This is a genomic window from Clostridium sp. CS1-1 (assembly GCF_056135525.1).
The window spans coordinates 3999685-4015155 of the sequence record NZ_CM148680.1 but is presented as its reverse complement, the minus strand read 5'-3'; the positions used below and the strand labels follow the sequence as shown (position 1 = coordinate 4015155).

Annotated in this window: 13 protein-coding genes and 1 riboswitch; all 13 genes read left to right on the top strand. The window is 29.9% G+C overall.

Features of this window, described 5'->3' with window-relative positions; genetic code table 11:
* Window positions 1-66 precede the first annotated feature (66 nt).
* The 13 genes from fliD (at window position 67) to AC0N0V_RS18820 (ending at window position 15396) form a co-directional block, all read left to right on the top strand.
* A complete protein-coding gene (gene fliD, locus AC0N0V_RS18880; protein ID WP_474460311.1) occupies window positions 67-1983 on the top strand; it encodes a flagellar filament capping protein FliD in 1917 nt (638 codons plus the stop codon).
* Between the two features lie 17 nt (window positions 1984-2000).
* Window positions 2001-2345, top strand: coding sequence for a flagellar protein FliT (gene fliT / locus AC0N0V_RS18875; RefSeq protein ID WP_474460309.1), 345 nt, complete (start codon window positions 2001-2003; stop codon window positions 2343-2345).
* A gap of 944 nt (window positions 2346-3289) precedes the next feature.
* Window positions 3290-4123: a flagellin N-terminal helical domain-containing protein gene (locus tag AC0N0V_RS18870; protein ID WP_474460307.1), complete on the top strand. Its 834-nt coding sequence runs from the start codon at window positions 3290-3292 to the stop codon at window positions 4121-4123.
* Between the two features lie 81 nt (window positions 4124-4204).
* On the top strand, window positions 4205-7516 hold the full coding sequence (locus AC0N0V_RS18865) for a glycosyltransferase (RefSeq protein ID WP_474460305.1): 3312 nt from the start codon (window positions 4205-4207) through the stop codon (window positions 7514-7516).
* Window positions 7517-7539: 23 nt separating this feature from the next.
* Complete coding sequence (locus AC0N0V_RS18860; protein WP_474460302.1) at window positions 7540-8508, top strand: NAD-dependent epimerase/dehydratase family protein; 969 nt, start codon at window positions 7540-7542, stop codon at window positions 8506-8508.
* Window positions 8501-9619: a DegT/DnrJ/EryC1/StrS family aminotransferase gene (locus AC0N0V_RS18855; protein WP_474460299.1), complete on the top strand. Its 1119-nt coding sequence runs from the start codon at window positions 8501-8503 to the stop codon at window positions 9617-9619. Before AC0N0V_RS18860 ends, AC0N0V_RS18855 begins: the two co-directional genes overlap by 8 nt.
* Before the next feature lie 17 nt (window positions 9620-9636).
* A complete protein-coding gene (locus AC0N0V_RS18850; RefSeq protein ID WP_474460297.1) occupies window positions 9637-10161 on the top strand; it encodes an acyltransferase in 525 nt (174 codons plus the stop codon).
* A 114-nt stretch (window positions 10162-10275) separates the two neighbouring features.
* Window positions 10276-10359, top strand: a riboswitch (cyclic di-GMP riboswitch).
* A gap of 81 nt (window positions 10360-10440) precedes the next feature.
* The gene (locus tag AC0N0V_RS18845) at window positions 10441-10611 is read left to right on the top strand and encodes a carbon storage regulator (protein WP_474460295.1); all 171 of its coding nucleotides are present in this window, start codon (window positions 10441-10443) and stop codon (window positions 10609-10611) included.
* A 271-nt stretch (window positions 10612-10882) separates the two neighbouring features.
* Window positions 10883-11059, top strand: coding sequence for a carbon storage regulator (locus AC0N0V_RS18840; RefSeq protein ID WP_474460293.1), 177 nt, complete (start codon window positions 10883-10885; stop codon window positions 11057-11059).
* 204 nt (window positions 11060-11263) lie between these two features.
* Window positions 11264-12088, top strand: a complete 825-nt coding sequence (locus AC0N0V_RS18835; RefSeq protein ID WP_474460291.1) for a flagellin N-terminal helical domain-containing protein — start codon at window positions 11264-11266, stop codon at window positions 12086-12088.
* A 127-nt stretch (window positions 12089-12215) separates the two neighbouring features.
* Complete coding sequence (locus AC0N0V_RS18830) at window positions 12216-13985, top strand: motility associated factor glycosyltransferase family protein (protein ID WP_474460289.1); 1770 nt, start codon at window positions 12216-12218, stop codon at window positions 13983-13985.
* 14 nt (window positions 13986-13999) lie between these two features.
* Complete coding sequence (locus AC0N0V_RS18825) at window positions 14000-15025, top strand: SDR family NAD(P)-dependent oxidoreductase (protein ID WP_474460287.1); 1026 nt, start codon at window positions 14000-14002, stop codon at window positions 15023-15025.
* 14 nt (window positions 15026-15039) lie between these two features.
* Window positions 15040-15396: a DUF8042 domain-containing protein gene (locus AC0N0V_RS18820; protein WP_474460285.1), complete on the top strand. Its 357-nt coding sequence runs from the start codon at window positions 15040-15042 to the stop codon at window positions 15394-15396.
* Window positions 15397-15471 lie beyond the last annotated feature (75 nt).

Genomic DNA, 15471 nt, shown 5'->3' with positions numbered 1-15471 from the left:
TTGATAAGTATTATATAGTAATTTATTGAAGCCATATAGGTGGAGATAGTAAAGGTGGGAAAAGATATGAGTAATATGCTTAGAATAACTGGTATGGCAACAGGAATGGATACGGATTCAACGGTAAAACAATTAATGAAGCCGTATACTATGAGACTAGATAAAATGAAGCAAGATAGACAAGTAGTTCAATGGCAACAGGATGTGTACAGAGAATTGATAGGAGATATAAATACTTTAAAATCTACTTATTTTGATTCATTAACTAATCCAAGTACTAGTGTGGTTAACCAAAATAACTTTTCGATTTTAGATGCTTCTACAGATGCCTCAAATTCAGTGAGTTTAGCTGCAGGAGCGGGAGCTGTATCAGGAAGTTATAGTGTTAAGGTGGATCAGTTAGCAACTGCAGCTACATTGGGAGACACTCCTATCTTGAATAATAAGAGTAATGTAGCTATTACTAGCGGATATATTAATAACACCAATTGGAGTGGCGCAAAAATAGGATTTAGTATAGATGGAGTTACAACTGGCAATGATATTACACTGCCAACTTATAGTGGTTCAGTAAGTATGACAACTTTGATAGCAGATATTAACAATCAAATAAACGCTAATGCTAATTTAAAAGGAAAAATTTCAGTTACTCAAGACGGAACAAATAATGCTCTACAGTTTAATGTTCTATCAGGTAATAGGATAAAAATATCATCAGGTACTACCACTGCTAGTGAAATAACTAATGTTGACAAGGTTGTAACTCCAAAGTTGACTACAAAATTATCAGACTTAGGTATAACAAATGGTGATATGCAAATAACAGCTAATAATGGTACACCCGTTACTGTTTCAGTAGATAGTACGAAAACTATAGGAGATTTAATTAATTCTATAAATACAGCATCCGGGGGAGCTTTTTCAGCTAAATATAGTGAATTATCAGGTGTTTTTACTATTAAAACAGCTCAAACTGGAAGTAGCAATACATTGCAAATAGCAGCAGCAAGTTCAAATCCAATAGATTTAACTAAATTCAATACAGCTTTAGGTATGACTAGTACAAGTGCAACTGGAAAGGATGCTTTGGTAACAATAACTCCACCGGGGGGAACTGCAACAACGGTTTCTAAATCTACTAACAACTTTAGTATTGATGGTGTTACCTACAGTTTATTAAATACCAATACAACCGCATCAAGCGTCAGTCTAACTATGAATACTCAAAAAGCAGTAGACAAGATCAAGGCATTTGTTTCTAAGTACAACGAAATTCTTGATAAAATACAATCTAAAATTGAAGAAAAGAAATCAGGTTACTCACCTTTAACAGATGATCAGAAATCATCAATGAAATCAGATGAGATAACAAAATGGGAAGACAAAGCCAAAGAAGGACTTTTAAGAAATGATAATTTACTTTCTGGGTTACTTCAAGATTTGAGGGGTTCTTTATACGATGGAGTAAAAGGTGCAGGAATTTATCTAACTGATAGTCTGGGATTTGGTACTACACCAGATACGACAAAAAGAGGACAACTTGTTATTGATGAAGAGAAGTTAAAAACTGCTCTTCAAAATAATGGTGAACAAATAATGAGACTTTTCACTAAAACGTCGGAAAGTCAACCAACTTATAATAGAACCATGACCAGTGCAGATAAAAAGACTAGAATGAGCGAGGAAGGAATATTCCAAAGGGTAAAAGATGTCTTAGAAGATTATACTTCCACTATGTATAGAGATAACAGTGGTAAGAAAGGTTATTTAATCGAAAAGTCGGGAATAAAGGGAGACTTATCAGAAATAAATAACTTATATTACGATAACTTAAAAGAAAGAGATAAACTTATAAGTGATATGCAAACAAAAATATCTACTAAGGAAGATCAATATTATAATCAGTTTGCGAAGTTAGAATCTGCTATGAATCAATTGAATTCTCAACAGTCATGGCTTGCTTCGCAATTAGGAGGAAGCTAATAGAGCGGGGGAGAAATATGGATGAAAATTTAAAAAATGCCTTAATTCAATATAAAAACTATACATTGGACTTGATATATAGCCTAGAAAAGGAAGATTTTGATTCATTAGATAACATTTTAAGTAAAAGGCAGCTTGTAATAGATAGTGTAAATAATATGGACTATACAAAGGAAGAGTTCAAAACTATAGTTGAAGAGCTAGAACTATTAGTTCTCCAAAAGAAACTTTCTGATTTGATGAATGAGAAAAGAAGTAATACGAGGGCAGAGCTAGATAAAATTATTGAGGGTAAGAAGGCTAATAAAAAATATAATAAGAAATTTTATTCCGACTCCATGTTTTTTAGTAAAAAAATGTAGCAGTCCTAAACCATAGATCATCCATGTAACGGCAAAATATAGTGTTTAATAACAAAATAATAGAACAAATTAGGTATCTATTACTTTTAAATAGATACCTAATTTTTATATATAATTTAAAAATATCCACGTTATAGAAATTCTTCTAGCTATAAATAATAAGAATATTGAATACTTAAAGAATAATAATATGTCAGTAATATAAAACTAGCACGAAAATTATCCGTTTTTTACTTTGTAAAAATGTTTAAATAATCTTGTCATCTTTTATGAAAATGACAATTAAAGGATGAGATAATAAACATATAAAGTTCTATAATAATTAATCGATATAATTATTACAAGAGATAAAATAATAGATATGCAGATAAGTATATTTTCTGATTTTGTTGAGATAAGCAGATGTTGAATGACTGGAAAAGTATATCTATAGAAACCCTAAAATACCATTAAAGCTAATAGACAAAACTACGATAAATAATGTGTAACCGAAAATAAGGTTACAAAAGTTTTGAAAAAGTAGTCAAGTTAATAAAGCTAACTACGATAAACAAAGTATAAAACAAAAGAAAAAAGCAAAATAAAAAAATTGAAAAAAATATAAAGTGAACAAGAAGTATATCGATAAATATAGTATAATAAAAGAAAAAAATCTAGTGGCCACTAGAGTACAAGCTATATTATAAAACTTCTTAAAAGCTTTATAATACACAAAGTTGAGGCAGAAAGTTGCCTAAGTTGTTGAAATTCAACATAGTGTTGAAAATGCCGATGAAAAGTTGAAATAAGCAGGATGAATATTTCAACAGGAGGTATGCAGAAATGTAAAGATTATATAAGTTACTAAAAAGTGGTAATACAACTAACTCAGTTAGTAAGCTCAAAGAGCTTAACTATAAATAAAGGGCAAGGATGCCTATTTAAAATTCAAGGAGGAATTTATTATGATAATCAACCACAATATGAATGCATTAAATGCACACAGAAACATGTCAATAAACACTACTAACGCTGGAAAGTCTATGGAAAAGCTTTCTTCAGGTCAAAGAATAAATAGAGCTGGAGATGACGCTGCAGGTCTTGCAATATCAGAAAAGATGAGAGGACAAATAAGAGGATTAGATCAAGCTTCAAGAAACTCTCAAGATGGTATTTCTTTAATACAAACAGCAGAGGGTGGATTAAACGAAACTCAATCAATTCTTCAAAGAATGAGAGAATTAGCGGTACAAGCATCAAACGATACAAATGTTGGAACTGATAGAGATCAGGTTGGAAAAGAAGTAGGACAGCTACAAGCGGAAATAGATAGAATAGCTAACAATACAGAGTTTAATACTAAAAAATTATTGAACACTAATAGTGGTGCTGGTACAATAGTATTCCAAGTTGGAGCTAACAAGTCTCAATCAATAACTTTAGATATTGGAAATATGACTGCTGCATCATTAGGAGTATCTACTGCAAGTGTTAAGATTGATAATACAACTACAGCAACTACAATATCAAAAGCAATATCAACTATTAATAATGCAATTAATAAAGTATCAACAGAAAGAGCAAAACTTGGTGCATATCAGAATAGATTAGAGCACACTATTGCAAACTTAAATACATCTTCAGAAAACTTAACTGCTGCTGAATCAAGAATTAGAGACGTTGACATGGCTAAAGAAATGATGGAATTCTCTAAAGAAAATATTCTATCACAAGCTGCTCAAGCTATGATTTCACAAGCTAACCAACAGCCTCAAGGAGTTCTTCAGTTATTAAGATAATATTAAACAAAAGTCCTGTTATATTATACAGGGCTTTTGTTTATATTAATATTAAATAAAGTTTGGAATATAGGGGTGCTTATGGTGAAATACGAATATAGATTAAGTATATGCATGATGGTTAAAGACGAAGAAAAGAACTTGAGAAGATGTTTAGAAAAACTAAAGCCAATAGTACAATCAGGATTAGCTGAACTTATAGTTGTTGATACTGGGTCACAAGACAATACTGTAGATATAGCAAGAGAGTACACCGATAAAGTTTACTTTCATAAATGGGATAAGAATTTTTCGGAAATGAGGAATATTTCTATTTCCTATGCAAGAGGAAAATGGATTTTTATAATAGATGCAGATGAAAGATTAGATGATACTGAAAAGTTAATTTACTTATTGAATTCAGATGAAATGAATAAATATAACACTATTATGCTGCAAGTAAAGAATCTGTACAACTATAAAGATGAAAATAAGTATAATCTAATATTGTCACCTAGAATATTTAAAAATGACAGTGAGTTTAGATACGAAGGTGCAGTTCATAATCAACCTGTTTTTAAAGGACCAAATTTAAATATTGATATAAGTCTAACTCATTTTGGGTATGTTAGTACCGATAAAGAGTTAATGGAAAAAAAATTCGTGAGAACTTCAGAACTATTAAAAATAGAATTAGAAAAGAATCCTGAAAATTTATATTATATTTATCAGTTAGGCATAACTTATGATATGCATGGTGAGAAAAAAGAGTCATTAAAGGAATTCAGGAAAGCACATAAAATATTAAAAAATAAATCTTTAAATGAACGGAAAGTGTATAAATATATCTATGCATCATATGCTAGAATTGCTTTTGAAAACAGAGAATTTCAAGAAACGGTAAAGATAGGTCAAAACACTATAAAATTTAATGACGAGTATATTGATATGTATTATCTTTTAGGATTAGCAGAAAAGCAGCTAGGAAACAAAGAAGATTCTATAAGGTATTTTGAACAATATATTAAGCTAGTTGATAAGTATAATGAATTAGAGATATCAAAAGACTTAACAATAATAATGTATCATATAGATAATGATTCTAAATCTACTATTTATTTTGAAGCAGCTCAGTATTATCTACAAAATGAACAATATATTCAAGCTTATGATAAATATAAACATATAACTAATATAAATCAAAAAATATATTCTAGTATTGGCATATTAACAAAATTAAATAGTTATTCTGAATTAAAAAATGTATATGTGGATTTAGTAGATAAAAAAGATAAGGATACCTTTTTATTGACCTTAGAAGAAAAAATGAAGAATTTTGATGAAGAAGAGAAGTTAGAAATCTATAGAAAATTTAGTTCAGGTGATGATATATATAGTATTCTTAATAAGGAAAGATTGAGTGATAAAAAGGCCGAAAAAATAAATTTAACAAAATTATTATTTAAAAAAATAGATTTTAATAAAGAACCTGTATTTTATGCAGAAGCATTTATAAACTTGAAAAATGATGTAAACAATATAGTTGATTTATTAAAACCTGTAGAAGAAGTAAATTTAAGAAACATAATTAAATATTTAATAGAAAAACACAGTGAGTTTATGGATATATTTGAGAATCATATTGTAAACATAAATAAAGATTTAACCGATTTAGAAGATTTAAAAGTACTTATTTCTATGACAACTATGCTGTTGCTAATTAATATAAACGATAAGGAGGAAGTAGATAGTAAGTACGAAATTATTTTTAATAATTTTATTAATTTAGGAGTTAACTTTGTATCTCAAATATATCAGGTTGAAAAAGCAGAGAGAATTTACAAAAGTATAAGTAATCAACAGGATAGATTTTTCATTATAATTTACATGATACATAAACTTCTTAAAGAGAAGGATAAAAAATCAGCAGTAGAATATATGATTGAAGCTGTAAATACTTACGAGGCATTAGCCAAGTATATTGATATATATAAAAATGAGTTATTTAATGTAAAAACTGATAAGGCATCAAGGGAAAGCTTTGAAAATTATAAAAAACAAGTAAAAGAAAGCATAAAGACTTTGATTGACGAAGGAAATATAGATAATGCCAAACAGCTTATTAATCAGTATGAAGAAATCGTTAATCAAGATTTTGAAATATATTCAATGAAGGCTGTTATAGCAGTACTGCAGAATAACCTTGATGAAGCTGAGATTATATTAAAAGAGGGACTAGAGATAGAACCACAAAATGGAGATTTACTATACAATCTAAGTTATGTTACAAATATGAAGAATGATCAGAAAAGAGCTGTAGAACTATATAGTAAAGCTAAATTATTTAATCCTGATAGTAGTATAAATGTTAATGATATAATAGCTGACTTAAAGCCTATCGATAATAATAACTTAAAAGTATTAAACGGGACGATGGAAATAGCTAATCAAATGAATACAATTACATCAGGACTTAAAGCTTTGGGGGTTGATGCTAAGTCTGTCAACTATTACGAAAGTTATTTAGGCTATAGGTCTGATTACATATTAGATATAAGTTCATTTAAGGATCTTCAGACTGGTAATTTTGAAACTAAGAAGTTTGCTTGTAAAATGATTTCAGAAAATGATATTTTTCATTTTCACTTTGGCAGTACCTTAGCGTTAGATAACTCTGATTTACCTTTATTAAATGAATTAGGAAAAAAGGTTTTTATGAATCATTGGGGATCGGATGTAAGAATGTATTCTAGGGCGGTAAAGATTAACCCTTATATAAAAGTTAAAAATGAAGATGAATATAGCATTAAAAAGAGGCTAGAGTTTTTATCAAAGCATATCTCACACTGTATAGTTGCTGATTTAGAACTTTACGAATATGTAAAGGATTTTTACGAAAATATTCATTTAGTAAGTCAGGCCATAGATTTAGAAAAATACACTGTAAGGAATTTTAACAAGAATAAATTACTTATAGTTCATGCACCTTCAGCTCCGGAAATTAAGGGAACAAAATATGTTTTAAGAGCTATTGAAGAGCTAAAGGAAAAGTATGATTTTGAGTTTAAGTTAGTTCAGGGTATGCCTCATGAAGAAGCAAAGAAAGTTTATCAGAAAGCGGATTTAATAATTGATCAATTACATGGAGGAGCTTATGGATTATTTGCTATAGAGTCTATGGCGATGGGAAAACCGGTGATCTGTTGGATAAGTGATTATATGAAAGAAAAATATCCTAAGGAACTTCCAATAGTATCTGCAAATCCAGATAACATTAAAGAAAAGATTGAATACATGATAAATAACAAAGAAATGTTAAATACTATTGGTACAAAAGGAAGAGCATATGTTGAAAAATATCACGATATGAATCTAATATCAAAACAGTTATTAGATTTATACAAGTCAGTCTAACAACAGATTAACGGAGGATAAAAATGATTAAGGATAAAAAGATATTATTAACTGGTGGAGCTGGATTTATCGGCACAAAAATTTGTGATTTACTTTATAAAAACAATAAAATTCTAATTTACGATAATCTAAATAGGAACTCTATTAAAAATACAAATTTATTAAGCGAGGAAAATATAGAATTAGTGCAAGGAGATATACTAGATTTTTCTTTCTTAAAGTCAACTATAGATAAATTTAAGCCAAATATTGTTATACATCTAGCTGCAGTTGCAGGCATAGATACTGTAATAAAAAACCCTGTAAAAACTATGCAGGTAAATATGATAGGAACCTATAACCTTTTGGAGGCATTAAAAGATTATATTAATAATATAGATAGATTTATTGACTTCTCAACATCAGAGGTGTTTGGTTCTTACGCTTATAAAGTAGAGGAAATTAGTACGACGAATCTTGCACCGGTAGGCGAAGCGAGATGGACTTATTCTGTAAGTAAATTAGCGGGAGAGCACTTAGCACATAGTTATTATAAAGAATATGGGCTTCCAATTGTATCAGTTAGACCATTCAATATATATGGACCAGGTCAAGTAGGAGAAGGTGCCATACATCAGTTTGTAACTAGAGCTATAAGAAATGAACAAATTCAAGTTCATGGAGATGGTGATCAGATAAGGTCTTGGTGCTACGTAGAAGATTTTGTAAAAGGTATTATGCTTTGCTTAGAGAAAGAAGAGGCAATAGGAAACACATTTAACATAGGAAATCCAAGAGGTACTGTTACAATTTCAATGCTTTCACAGCTTATAAGAACAATATCTAAATCAAAATCAGAAATTGTATATGTACCTAAAAATTACGTAGATGTGGAGTTAAGAATTCCGAGCATTGATAAGGCACGAAGAATGTTAGGATATGAGCCAAAGTATGATTTGAGCAAAGGACTTGAAAAGACCATAGAATGGTATAGGGGTGTTAAAAATGATTAAACTTGCAGTGCCAGATATAGGAGAAGAGGAATTAGAAGAAGTGAAAAAAGTCTTTGACTCCAAGTATTTAGTTCATGGTGATAAGGTGGAGGAGCTAGAAGATCTATTAAAGAAATATATTGGTGCAAAACATGTTATAGCAGTAAGTAGTGGAACAGCAGCATTGCATCTAGCACTAGCTTCTCTAAATATAAAGTCAGGAGATGAAGTTATAGTACCTAACTTCACCTTTCCTGCTACATCAAATGTAGTAGAACTTTTAGGAGCTACAACTAGATTTGTAGATATTGAATTAGATTCTTTAGGTATGGATGCAAATAAAATAGAAAGTAGTATTACGGAAAAAACAAAGGCAATAATCCCTGTTCATGAGTTTGGACAGTGTGCAGATATGGATGGAATAATGAAAGTAGCGCAAAAATATAATTTAAAAGTAATAGAGGATGCAGCATGTGCTCTAGGTGCGGAATACAAAAATAAAAAGGCTGGAACTATAGGAGATATAGGATGTTTCAGTCTTCATCCAAGGAAAGCTATAACTACTGGTGAAGGTGGAATTATTGTTACTAACAATGATGAGATTGCTGATAAGCTAAGAATACTTAGAAACCATGGTTTAACTTACATAAATGGAAAACCACAGTTTGTCGATGCCGGTTTTAATTATAGGCTGACAAACATTCAAGGAGCCATTGGTACAGTACAGATGAGAAAATTAGATAAGATTAATGAAGTAAGAGCAAAAGTAGCTAGCAGGTATAATGAATTATTAAGCTCTATTTCTGGAATATCTCTTCCGGTTGAAAAGGACTATGGTAAACATGTGTGGCAAACGTATCATGTACTTTTAAACAAGAAGTTTGATAGAAACTTGGTTATCAAAAAACTAAAAGATAGAGGAATAGAAACAAACTTTGGAGCCTATGCTGTGCATGAGCAGCCATATTATAAAGACAAATATAATTATAATGGTAGTGATTTTAATAATTCAATTTATGCATATGAACAAGGATTGGCATTACCGTTACATAGTGAACTTACACATGAGACTATAACATATATTGTGTCGGAACTGGAGAAGGTTTTGTATCAATTCAATAAAGAAATTTAGTTTAAAGAGGTGAAAGTATGGCATACAAACAATGGAAGAGTGAAGGGAATGGATTACCTAATAAAGAAAGCCTAAGTAAGTGCGGAACCAATGTAATAATTGAAGACGGCGTTAGGATATTTCATCCTGAAAATATTGAAATAGGAGATAACGTATATATAGGACACAATACAATATTAAAGGGATATTATAATTCTAAGCTAATTATAGGCTCTAATACATGGATTGGTCAGAATTGCTTTATACATGGAGCTGGTGGCGTAACTATAGGTGAAAATGTAGGGATAGGACCTATGGTAAAGATTCATGGCGCAAGACATAAAGAACTAGGAATAGATACGCCAATATTATTTTCAGGCTTAGAATTTTTTCCGATAACCATCTGCGATGATTGTAATATAGGAATAGGTGCAGTAATTTTACCAGGAGTAACTATTGGTAAGAGATGTAAAATTGGTGCAAATGCAGTTGTCAATAAAAGTATTCAGGAATATTCAATAGCTGTAGGTGTACCAGCTAAAGTAATAAAAGAAAGAAAATGAAGTATACTATGAATATTCATAATCATATAATTAGTAAAATATTATACAAAGAAATTCCTCAATTGAAATTAACCAATACCTTGTTGAAGTTCCATAATTTTGATGATATAATATTATTGTTTTGGAAACTATGAAAGATTTCTTGTATTTGGTCACTTTAGAAATTTGGAGTTATTAGTGCAACCGGCCAATTAAAGTTATTAAATTTATTTAGAAATTTAATAACTTTAATTGGCCTTTATTTATTTTAGGTATTCTTTATTTCAAGGAGGAGAAAATATGTTAGTTTTAGGCAGGAAGCCAGGAGAATATGTTGTAATAAACGAAAATATTAAAGTAAAAGTTATAAAAAATGAAGTAGGAGGACTGAGGTTAGCTATAGAGGCGCCTAATGATGTTAAGATAGTAAGAGGAGAAATTCTTGATAAGGAAAATAATTCGAATTTTTAAAAATATTCTATTAATAAAAAATATTTAATTTAAAAAAACTATAAAGTTTAAAGTAAACATATCGATAGGATAAATATAAGTAATAGAAAAGTTAAGTAAAAAACTTAAAAATTACTATAAAGTTTTTATTAAGAGAAACGAAAATAAAAGTAAGAAAATTAAATTATGAAATAATCATGGACGATTAATAAACTTATCTAAATTTGCAGGAGGCAAATAAGAGATAGGCTTATTAATCGTCCATTTTTTCGATTCAAGGAGGATGAGAATTATGTTAGTAGTAGGCAGGAAGCCGGGAGAATACATAGTAATTGGAGATAACATAAAAGTTAAAGTTGTAAAGAGTGACAATGGTGATTTAAGACTAGCTGTTGATGCACCTAGGGATATTAAGATTGTTAGGGGCGAAGTTTGGGAAGAGCAGCAGAAAGTGGCTATAAGCAAATAATTTAATATTAAGAACTCAGGAGGAGTTAACTATTCTCGTAATTCAGCAGGATGCTGGAAGGGCAGGATAGTTAACTCCTTTTTTAGTTAAATGATAAGTCAAAAGAAAAAATCAATAAATTTAGTTAGTAAGCTTAAATAGCTTAACTATAAATAAAACAGTGGAAAAGGAAGTCCACTTTAAAATTCAAGGAGGGAAAATATTATGATAATTAATCACAATCTTAATGCTATGGATGCTCACAGAAATATGGGAGTTAACATTGGTGCAGCAGGAAAGTCAATGGAAAAGTTAAGCTCAGGTTTAAGAATTAACAGAGCTGGAGATGACGCAGCTGGACTAGCTATTTCTGAAAAAATGAGAGGACAAATCAGAGGTTTAGATCAAGGATCAAGAAATGCTCAAGATGGTATTTCATTAATACAAACTGCAGAAGGTGCTTTAAATGAAACTCACTCAATTCTTCAAAGAATGAGAGAATTATCAGTTCAATCATCAACTGCAACAAATACATCAGCAGATAGAGCAGCTTTAAATTCTGAATTTACTCAATTAAAATCAGAAATCTCTAGAATAGCAACTCAGACACAATTTAACACTAAAACTCTTATGTCAGGTTCATTTGCAACAACTGGATTGGATTTCCAGGTTGGAGCAAATGCAAATCAAACCATAACATTAAAAATAAATGATATGAGAGCTTCAGGTACTACATTAGGTTTATCAGCTTCATCTATCTCTACTTCAACAAATGCACAAACAGCAATTACTTCTGTAAATAGTGCTATAGCTGCCGTTTCAAAGGAAAGAGCTAACCTTGGTTCAATCCAAAACAGATTAGAGCATACAATCAATAACTTAAACACAGCTTCAGAAAACCTACAAGCATCAGAATCAAGAGTAAGAGACGTAGACATGGCAAAGGAAATGATGAGCTTCAGTAAAAATAATATTTTACAACAGGCTGCTCAAGCTATGCTTGCACAAGCAAATCAAGCGCCTCAAGGTGTTCTACAATTATTAAGATAGTTTTGGATTTTAGACATACCAAATTTATTTTTGGTATGTCTTTTCCTTATACTGAACTTTTTTCCTAAAGGGTATTTAATAATTTACGATAAATGTAATATTAATAACTATTTTGGAGAGTTGATATATGAAGATAGATTGTAATACAAAATATTATGTAGAAAAAAGTAAGGACGAGAAAAATATAATTAATATAAATGCAGAAGGAAAATCTTTATATATAGGAAGCAAATATTCTGTACAGAGAGATATAGACTTCTTTAAAAATAAAATTAATGAATTAAATGAAGAAACAATTTTAGTAGTTTTTGGACTGGGAACAGGAGAACATATACTAGAACTTTTAAAAATAACTACCAGTAATAATAAAATTCTAATAATAGAACCAGATAAAAATATACTTGGAATTTTTCAGGAATTATCCTATAAAAACATTATAAAAAATGATAAAAGGATATTAATCTTAAATAAAAACGAAAACAACTTAAATGATTTAATAGATCAGTATATAAATATTAATAATATGAACAATGTAGAAATTTTAGACTTTGCCAATTATAATAAAATATACGGTAATGAATATACTCAGTTAACTAACTTAATAAGAAACCGTGTAAATAGCTTAATTTTTGGATTAAATACAACGATTGCCTTTGCAGAGCAGTATTTTACTTGTTTCATAGAAAATATATCAACTATGGCTAAAAGTACTTTTATAAACAATTTAAAGAATAGCTTTAAAAATAAGCCAGCTATAGTTGTTTCTGCAGGACCATCCTTGCAAAAGAATATAGAACTATTAAGAGAATGTCACGAAAAGTTTCTTATAATAACAGGAGGTAGAACTCTAAAGTCTGTATTAGATATGGGGGTTAATCCAGACTTTGTATGTGTATTAGATCCTGGAGAGCCGTCCTATAAAGTTATGGAAGATTCCTTAGATAGGGAGATTCCCATGGTTTTCAATGAACTCAGCAATCATAAGGTAGTGGATGAATATAAAGGAAAAAAAATATTTTTTAGTGATTTGCTTATGAAAGAAGTTACAGAAAAGGTAATAGGTAAAAGAGTCGATGGACTATATCAAGGAGGGTCTGTAGCACATATATGCACATCCTTTGCTGGTTATTTAGGGTGTAATCCTATAATCTTTATAGGACAAGATTTTGCATATACAAACAATAAATATCATGCAGATGCAGCTACAAAGGATATTGATAGAAATCTTAATCTTGTAGAATATAAACAAAGTGAAATATCAACAGAGGATATTAATGGAGAACAGGTTTTAACTAGTAAGGTATTTTTATTCTATAAAGAACTTTTAGAAAAATTTATACAGGGAAATCCACAAATAAAATTTATCAATAGTACTGAAGGTGGTGCCAATATAATAGGAACTGAAGTAAAGAGTTTAAAAGAAACAATAAGTAATTATAAAGATATCATAGACAAAGATATAAAAGATCTTTTAAATAGGGAAAATGGCTTATCTATGGAAAATCTAAAAATAAATTTAGAAAAAGCAGTAGAAGATTTGAAAACAATAGAAGAAAAAAGCAAAGCAGCAGTAGAGTATTCCAGAAAGATTATAGAACACTATACCGGGAAAAAACAGCATAATATTAATGTTATTAATAGAGAACTATCAAAAATAGATGAATATATAAATTTAAATGTAGACAAGACTTATATAATTAAAACTCTGTTAACACCTGAGATATTGAAAGTTACTATGGATTTAAAATATAAAGGAAAAATAAAAGAAACTGAGTTAAAAAAGGGAGAAAGATTAGCAGTTAAAACAAATAAATTATATGAAGGTATTTTAAAAACTGTGCAAAAATCTATACCGAGTATAGAAAAAGCTCTATCCAAGCTACAGTCTTTTAACTAAGGAGGAGTAATGCTATGGGATATTATAGCAACAAGGCTATTTTGATTATAGGTGGTACAGGCACTATAGGAAAAGGCTTGGTTAAAGAATTAATAAAACAAAAGCCAAAGGTAATAAGAATATTTAGCAGAGATGAATATAAACAATTTTTAATGGAAAATGAAACGAGAGATTGGAATTATAAAAACTTCAGATATTTAATTGGTGATGTAAGGGATTATGATAGAGTTGAAAGGGCTATGAATGGTATAGATATAGTTTTTAATTTAGCAGCTATGAAGCATGTACCAGCTTGTGAGTATAATCCTGGAGAAGCTATTAAAACAAATGTGGATGGTATGGAAAATGTTATAAAAGCAGCAACTTATCATAAAGTAGAAGCTGTGGTTTTTACAAGTTCTGATAAAGCAATAAATCCCACAAACTCATATGGTGCAACAAAGCTTTTAGCTGAAAAACTTGTGCAGGCTGCTAACTATAGTAAGGGGCCGATAAAAACTAAATTTGTTGCTGTTAGATTTGGCAATGTAATGGGTTCTAGAGGTTCCGTTATACCACTATTTAAAAAGCAAGTGTTGGATAAGGGGAAAATAACCATTACGGAATATACTATGAGTAGATTTATGATGACTTTAACAGATGCGGTTAAACTTACAATGAGTGCTGCGGAAAGATCCTTAGGAGGAGAAGTTTTTGTACTAAAAATGCCTGTTATAAAGTTAAGTGATTTGTCACAGGTAATAATAGAAGAAGTAAGTAAAAAATACAATTTAGATTCTTCAAATATTGAAATAGAAAAGATAGGTTTAAGAGCCGGTGAAAAAATTTATGAAGAGCTTATGACAGAAGAGGAGTCTCATTTTGCTTATGACTTAGAAAATATGTATGCAGTAGTACCAACAACCTTTTCAAAGGATCAATATGATAATTATTATAAAGATTATAAGCACAGTACAATTGGAAGTTACACATCTCACATTCAACCTCCAATTGATAGAGAAGAAGTGCGAAAACTAATTTTAAGTGAGAACCTTATATAACGGAGGGAATAAGAATGAATGAAAAAATAGAAGCACTAAAAACTGCCAGTGAATACATAATAAGCCTTAAGACTGGAATTAAACAAGCAGTAGAATATTTTCAAGTTGGAGAAGAAAGAAAAGGATGTGACCTAATACCACTTATAGCAGAAGGGATTAAATGGTTAAGTGATGTTATTTTTCTTACTAAAGATGCCCAAAAAGAAGAAATAGAGTTAGAAACTATGAATGGAAAGCTTAATGAAATAGTACAAGCCTTTGAGAATGAGGACTTTATTCTTATTGGAGACTTATTTGAATATGAACTTTTACCTATACTTGAGGATATGGAAAGTAAAATAAATATCTCTATAGCTAGTAGAGATAACTAGCATAAAAATTTATGCTACAGTGGCTTATAATTGTAGCTTAGAATTTAGAGTAACGTTAAAGAAGGGGAGCCTTAA

Excerpts from the sequence above, each read along its gene's own strand:
- AC0N0V_RS18825 (WP_474460287.1), top strand. The coding sequence starts at position 14,000 with ATGGGATATTATAGCAACAAGGCTATTTTGATTATAGGTGGTACAGGC.
- AC0N0V_RS18850 (WP_474460297.1), top strand. The coding sequence starts at position 9,637 with ATGGCATACAAACAATGGAAGAGTGAAGGGAATGGATTACCTAATAAA.
- AC0N0V_RS18865 (WP_474460305.1), top strand. The coding sequence starts at position 4,205 with ATGGTGAAATACGAATATAGATTAAGTATATGCATGATGGTTAAAGAC.
- AC0N0V_RS18845 (WP_474460295.1), top strand. The coding sequence starts at position 10,441 with ATGTTAGTTTTAGGCAGGAAGCCAGGAGAATATGTTGTAATAAACGAA.
- AC0N0V_RS18835 (WP_474460291.1), top strand. The coding sequence starts at position 11,264 with ATGATAATTAATCACAATCTTAATGCTATGGATGCTCACAGAAATATG.
- AC0N0V_RS18830 (WP_474460289.1), top strand. The coding sequence starts at position 12,216 with ATGAAGATAGATTGTAATACAAAATATTATGTAGAAAAAAGTAAGGAC.
- AC0N0V_RS18870 (WP_474460307.1), top strand. The coding sequence starts at position 3,290 with ATGATAATCAACCACAATATGAATGCATTAAATGCACACAGAAACATG.
- AC0N0V_RS18840 (WP_474460293.1), top strand. The coding sequence starts at position 10,883 with ATGTTAGTAGTAGGCAGGAAGCCGGGAGAATACATAGTAATTGGAGAT.
- AC0N0V_RS18855 (WP_474460299.1), top strand. The coding sequence starts at position 8,501 with ATGATTAAACTTGCAGTGCCAGATATAGGAGAAGAGGAATTAGAAGAA.
- AC0N0V_RS18820 (WP_474460285.1), top strand. The coding sequence starts at position 15,040 with ATGAATGAAAAAATAGAAGCACTAAAAACTGCCAGTGAATACATAATA.
- fliT (WP_474460309.1), top strand. The coding sequence starts at position 2,001 with ATGGATGAAAATTTAAAAAATGCCTTAATTCAATATAAAAACTATACA.
- fliD (WP_474460311.1), top strand. The coding sequence starts at position 67 with ATGAGTAATATGCTTAGAATAACTGGTATGGCAACAGGAATGGATACG.
- AC0N0V_RS18860 (WP_474460302.1), top strand. The coding sequence starts at position 7,540 with ATGATTAAGGATAAAAAGATATTATTAACTGGTGGAGCTGGATTTATC.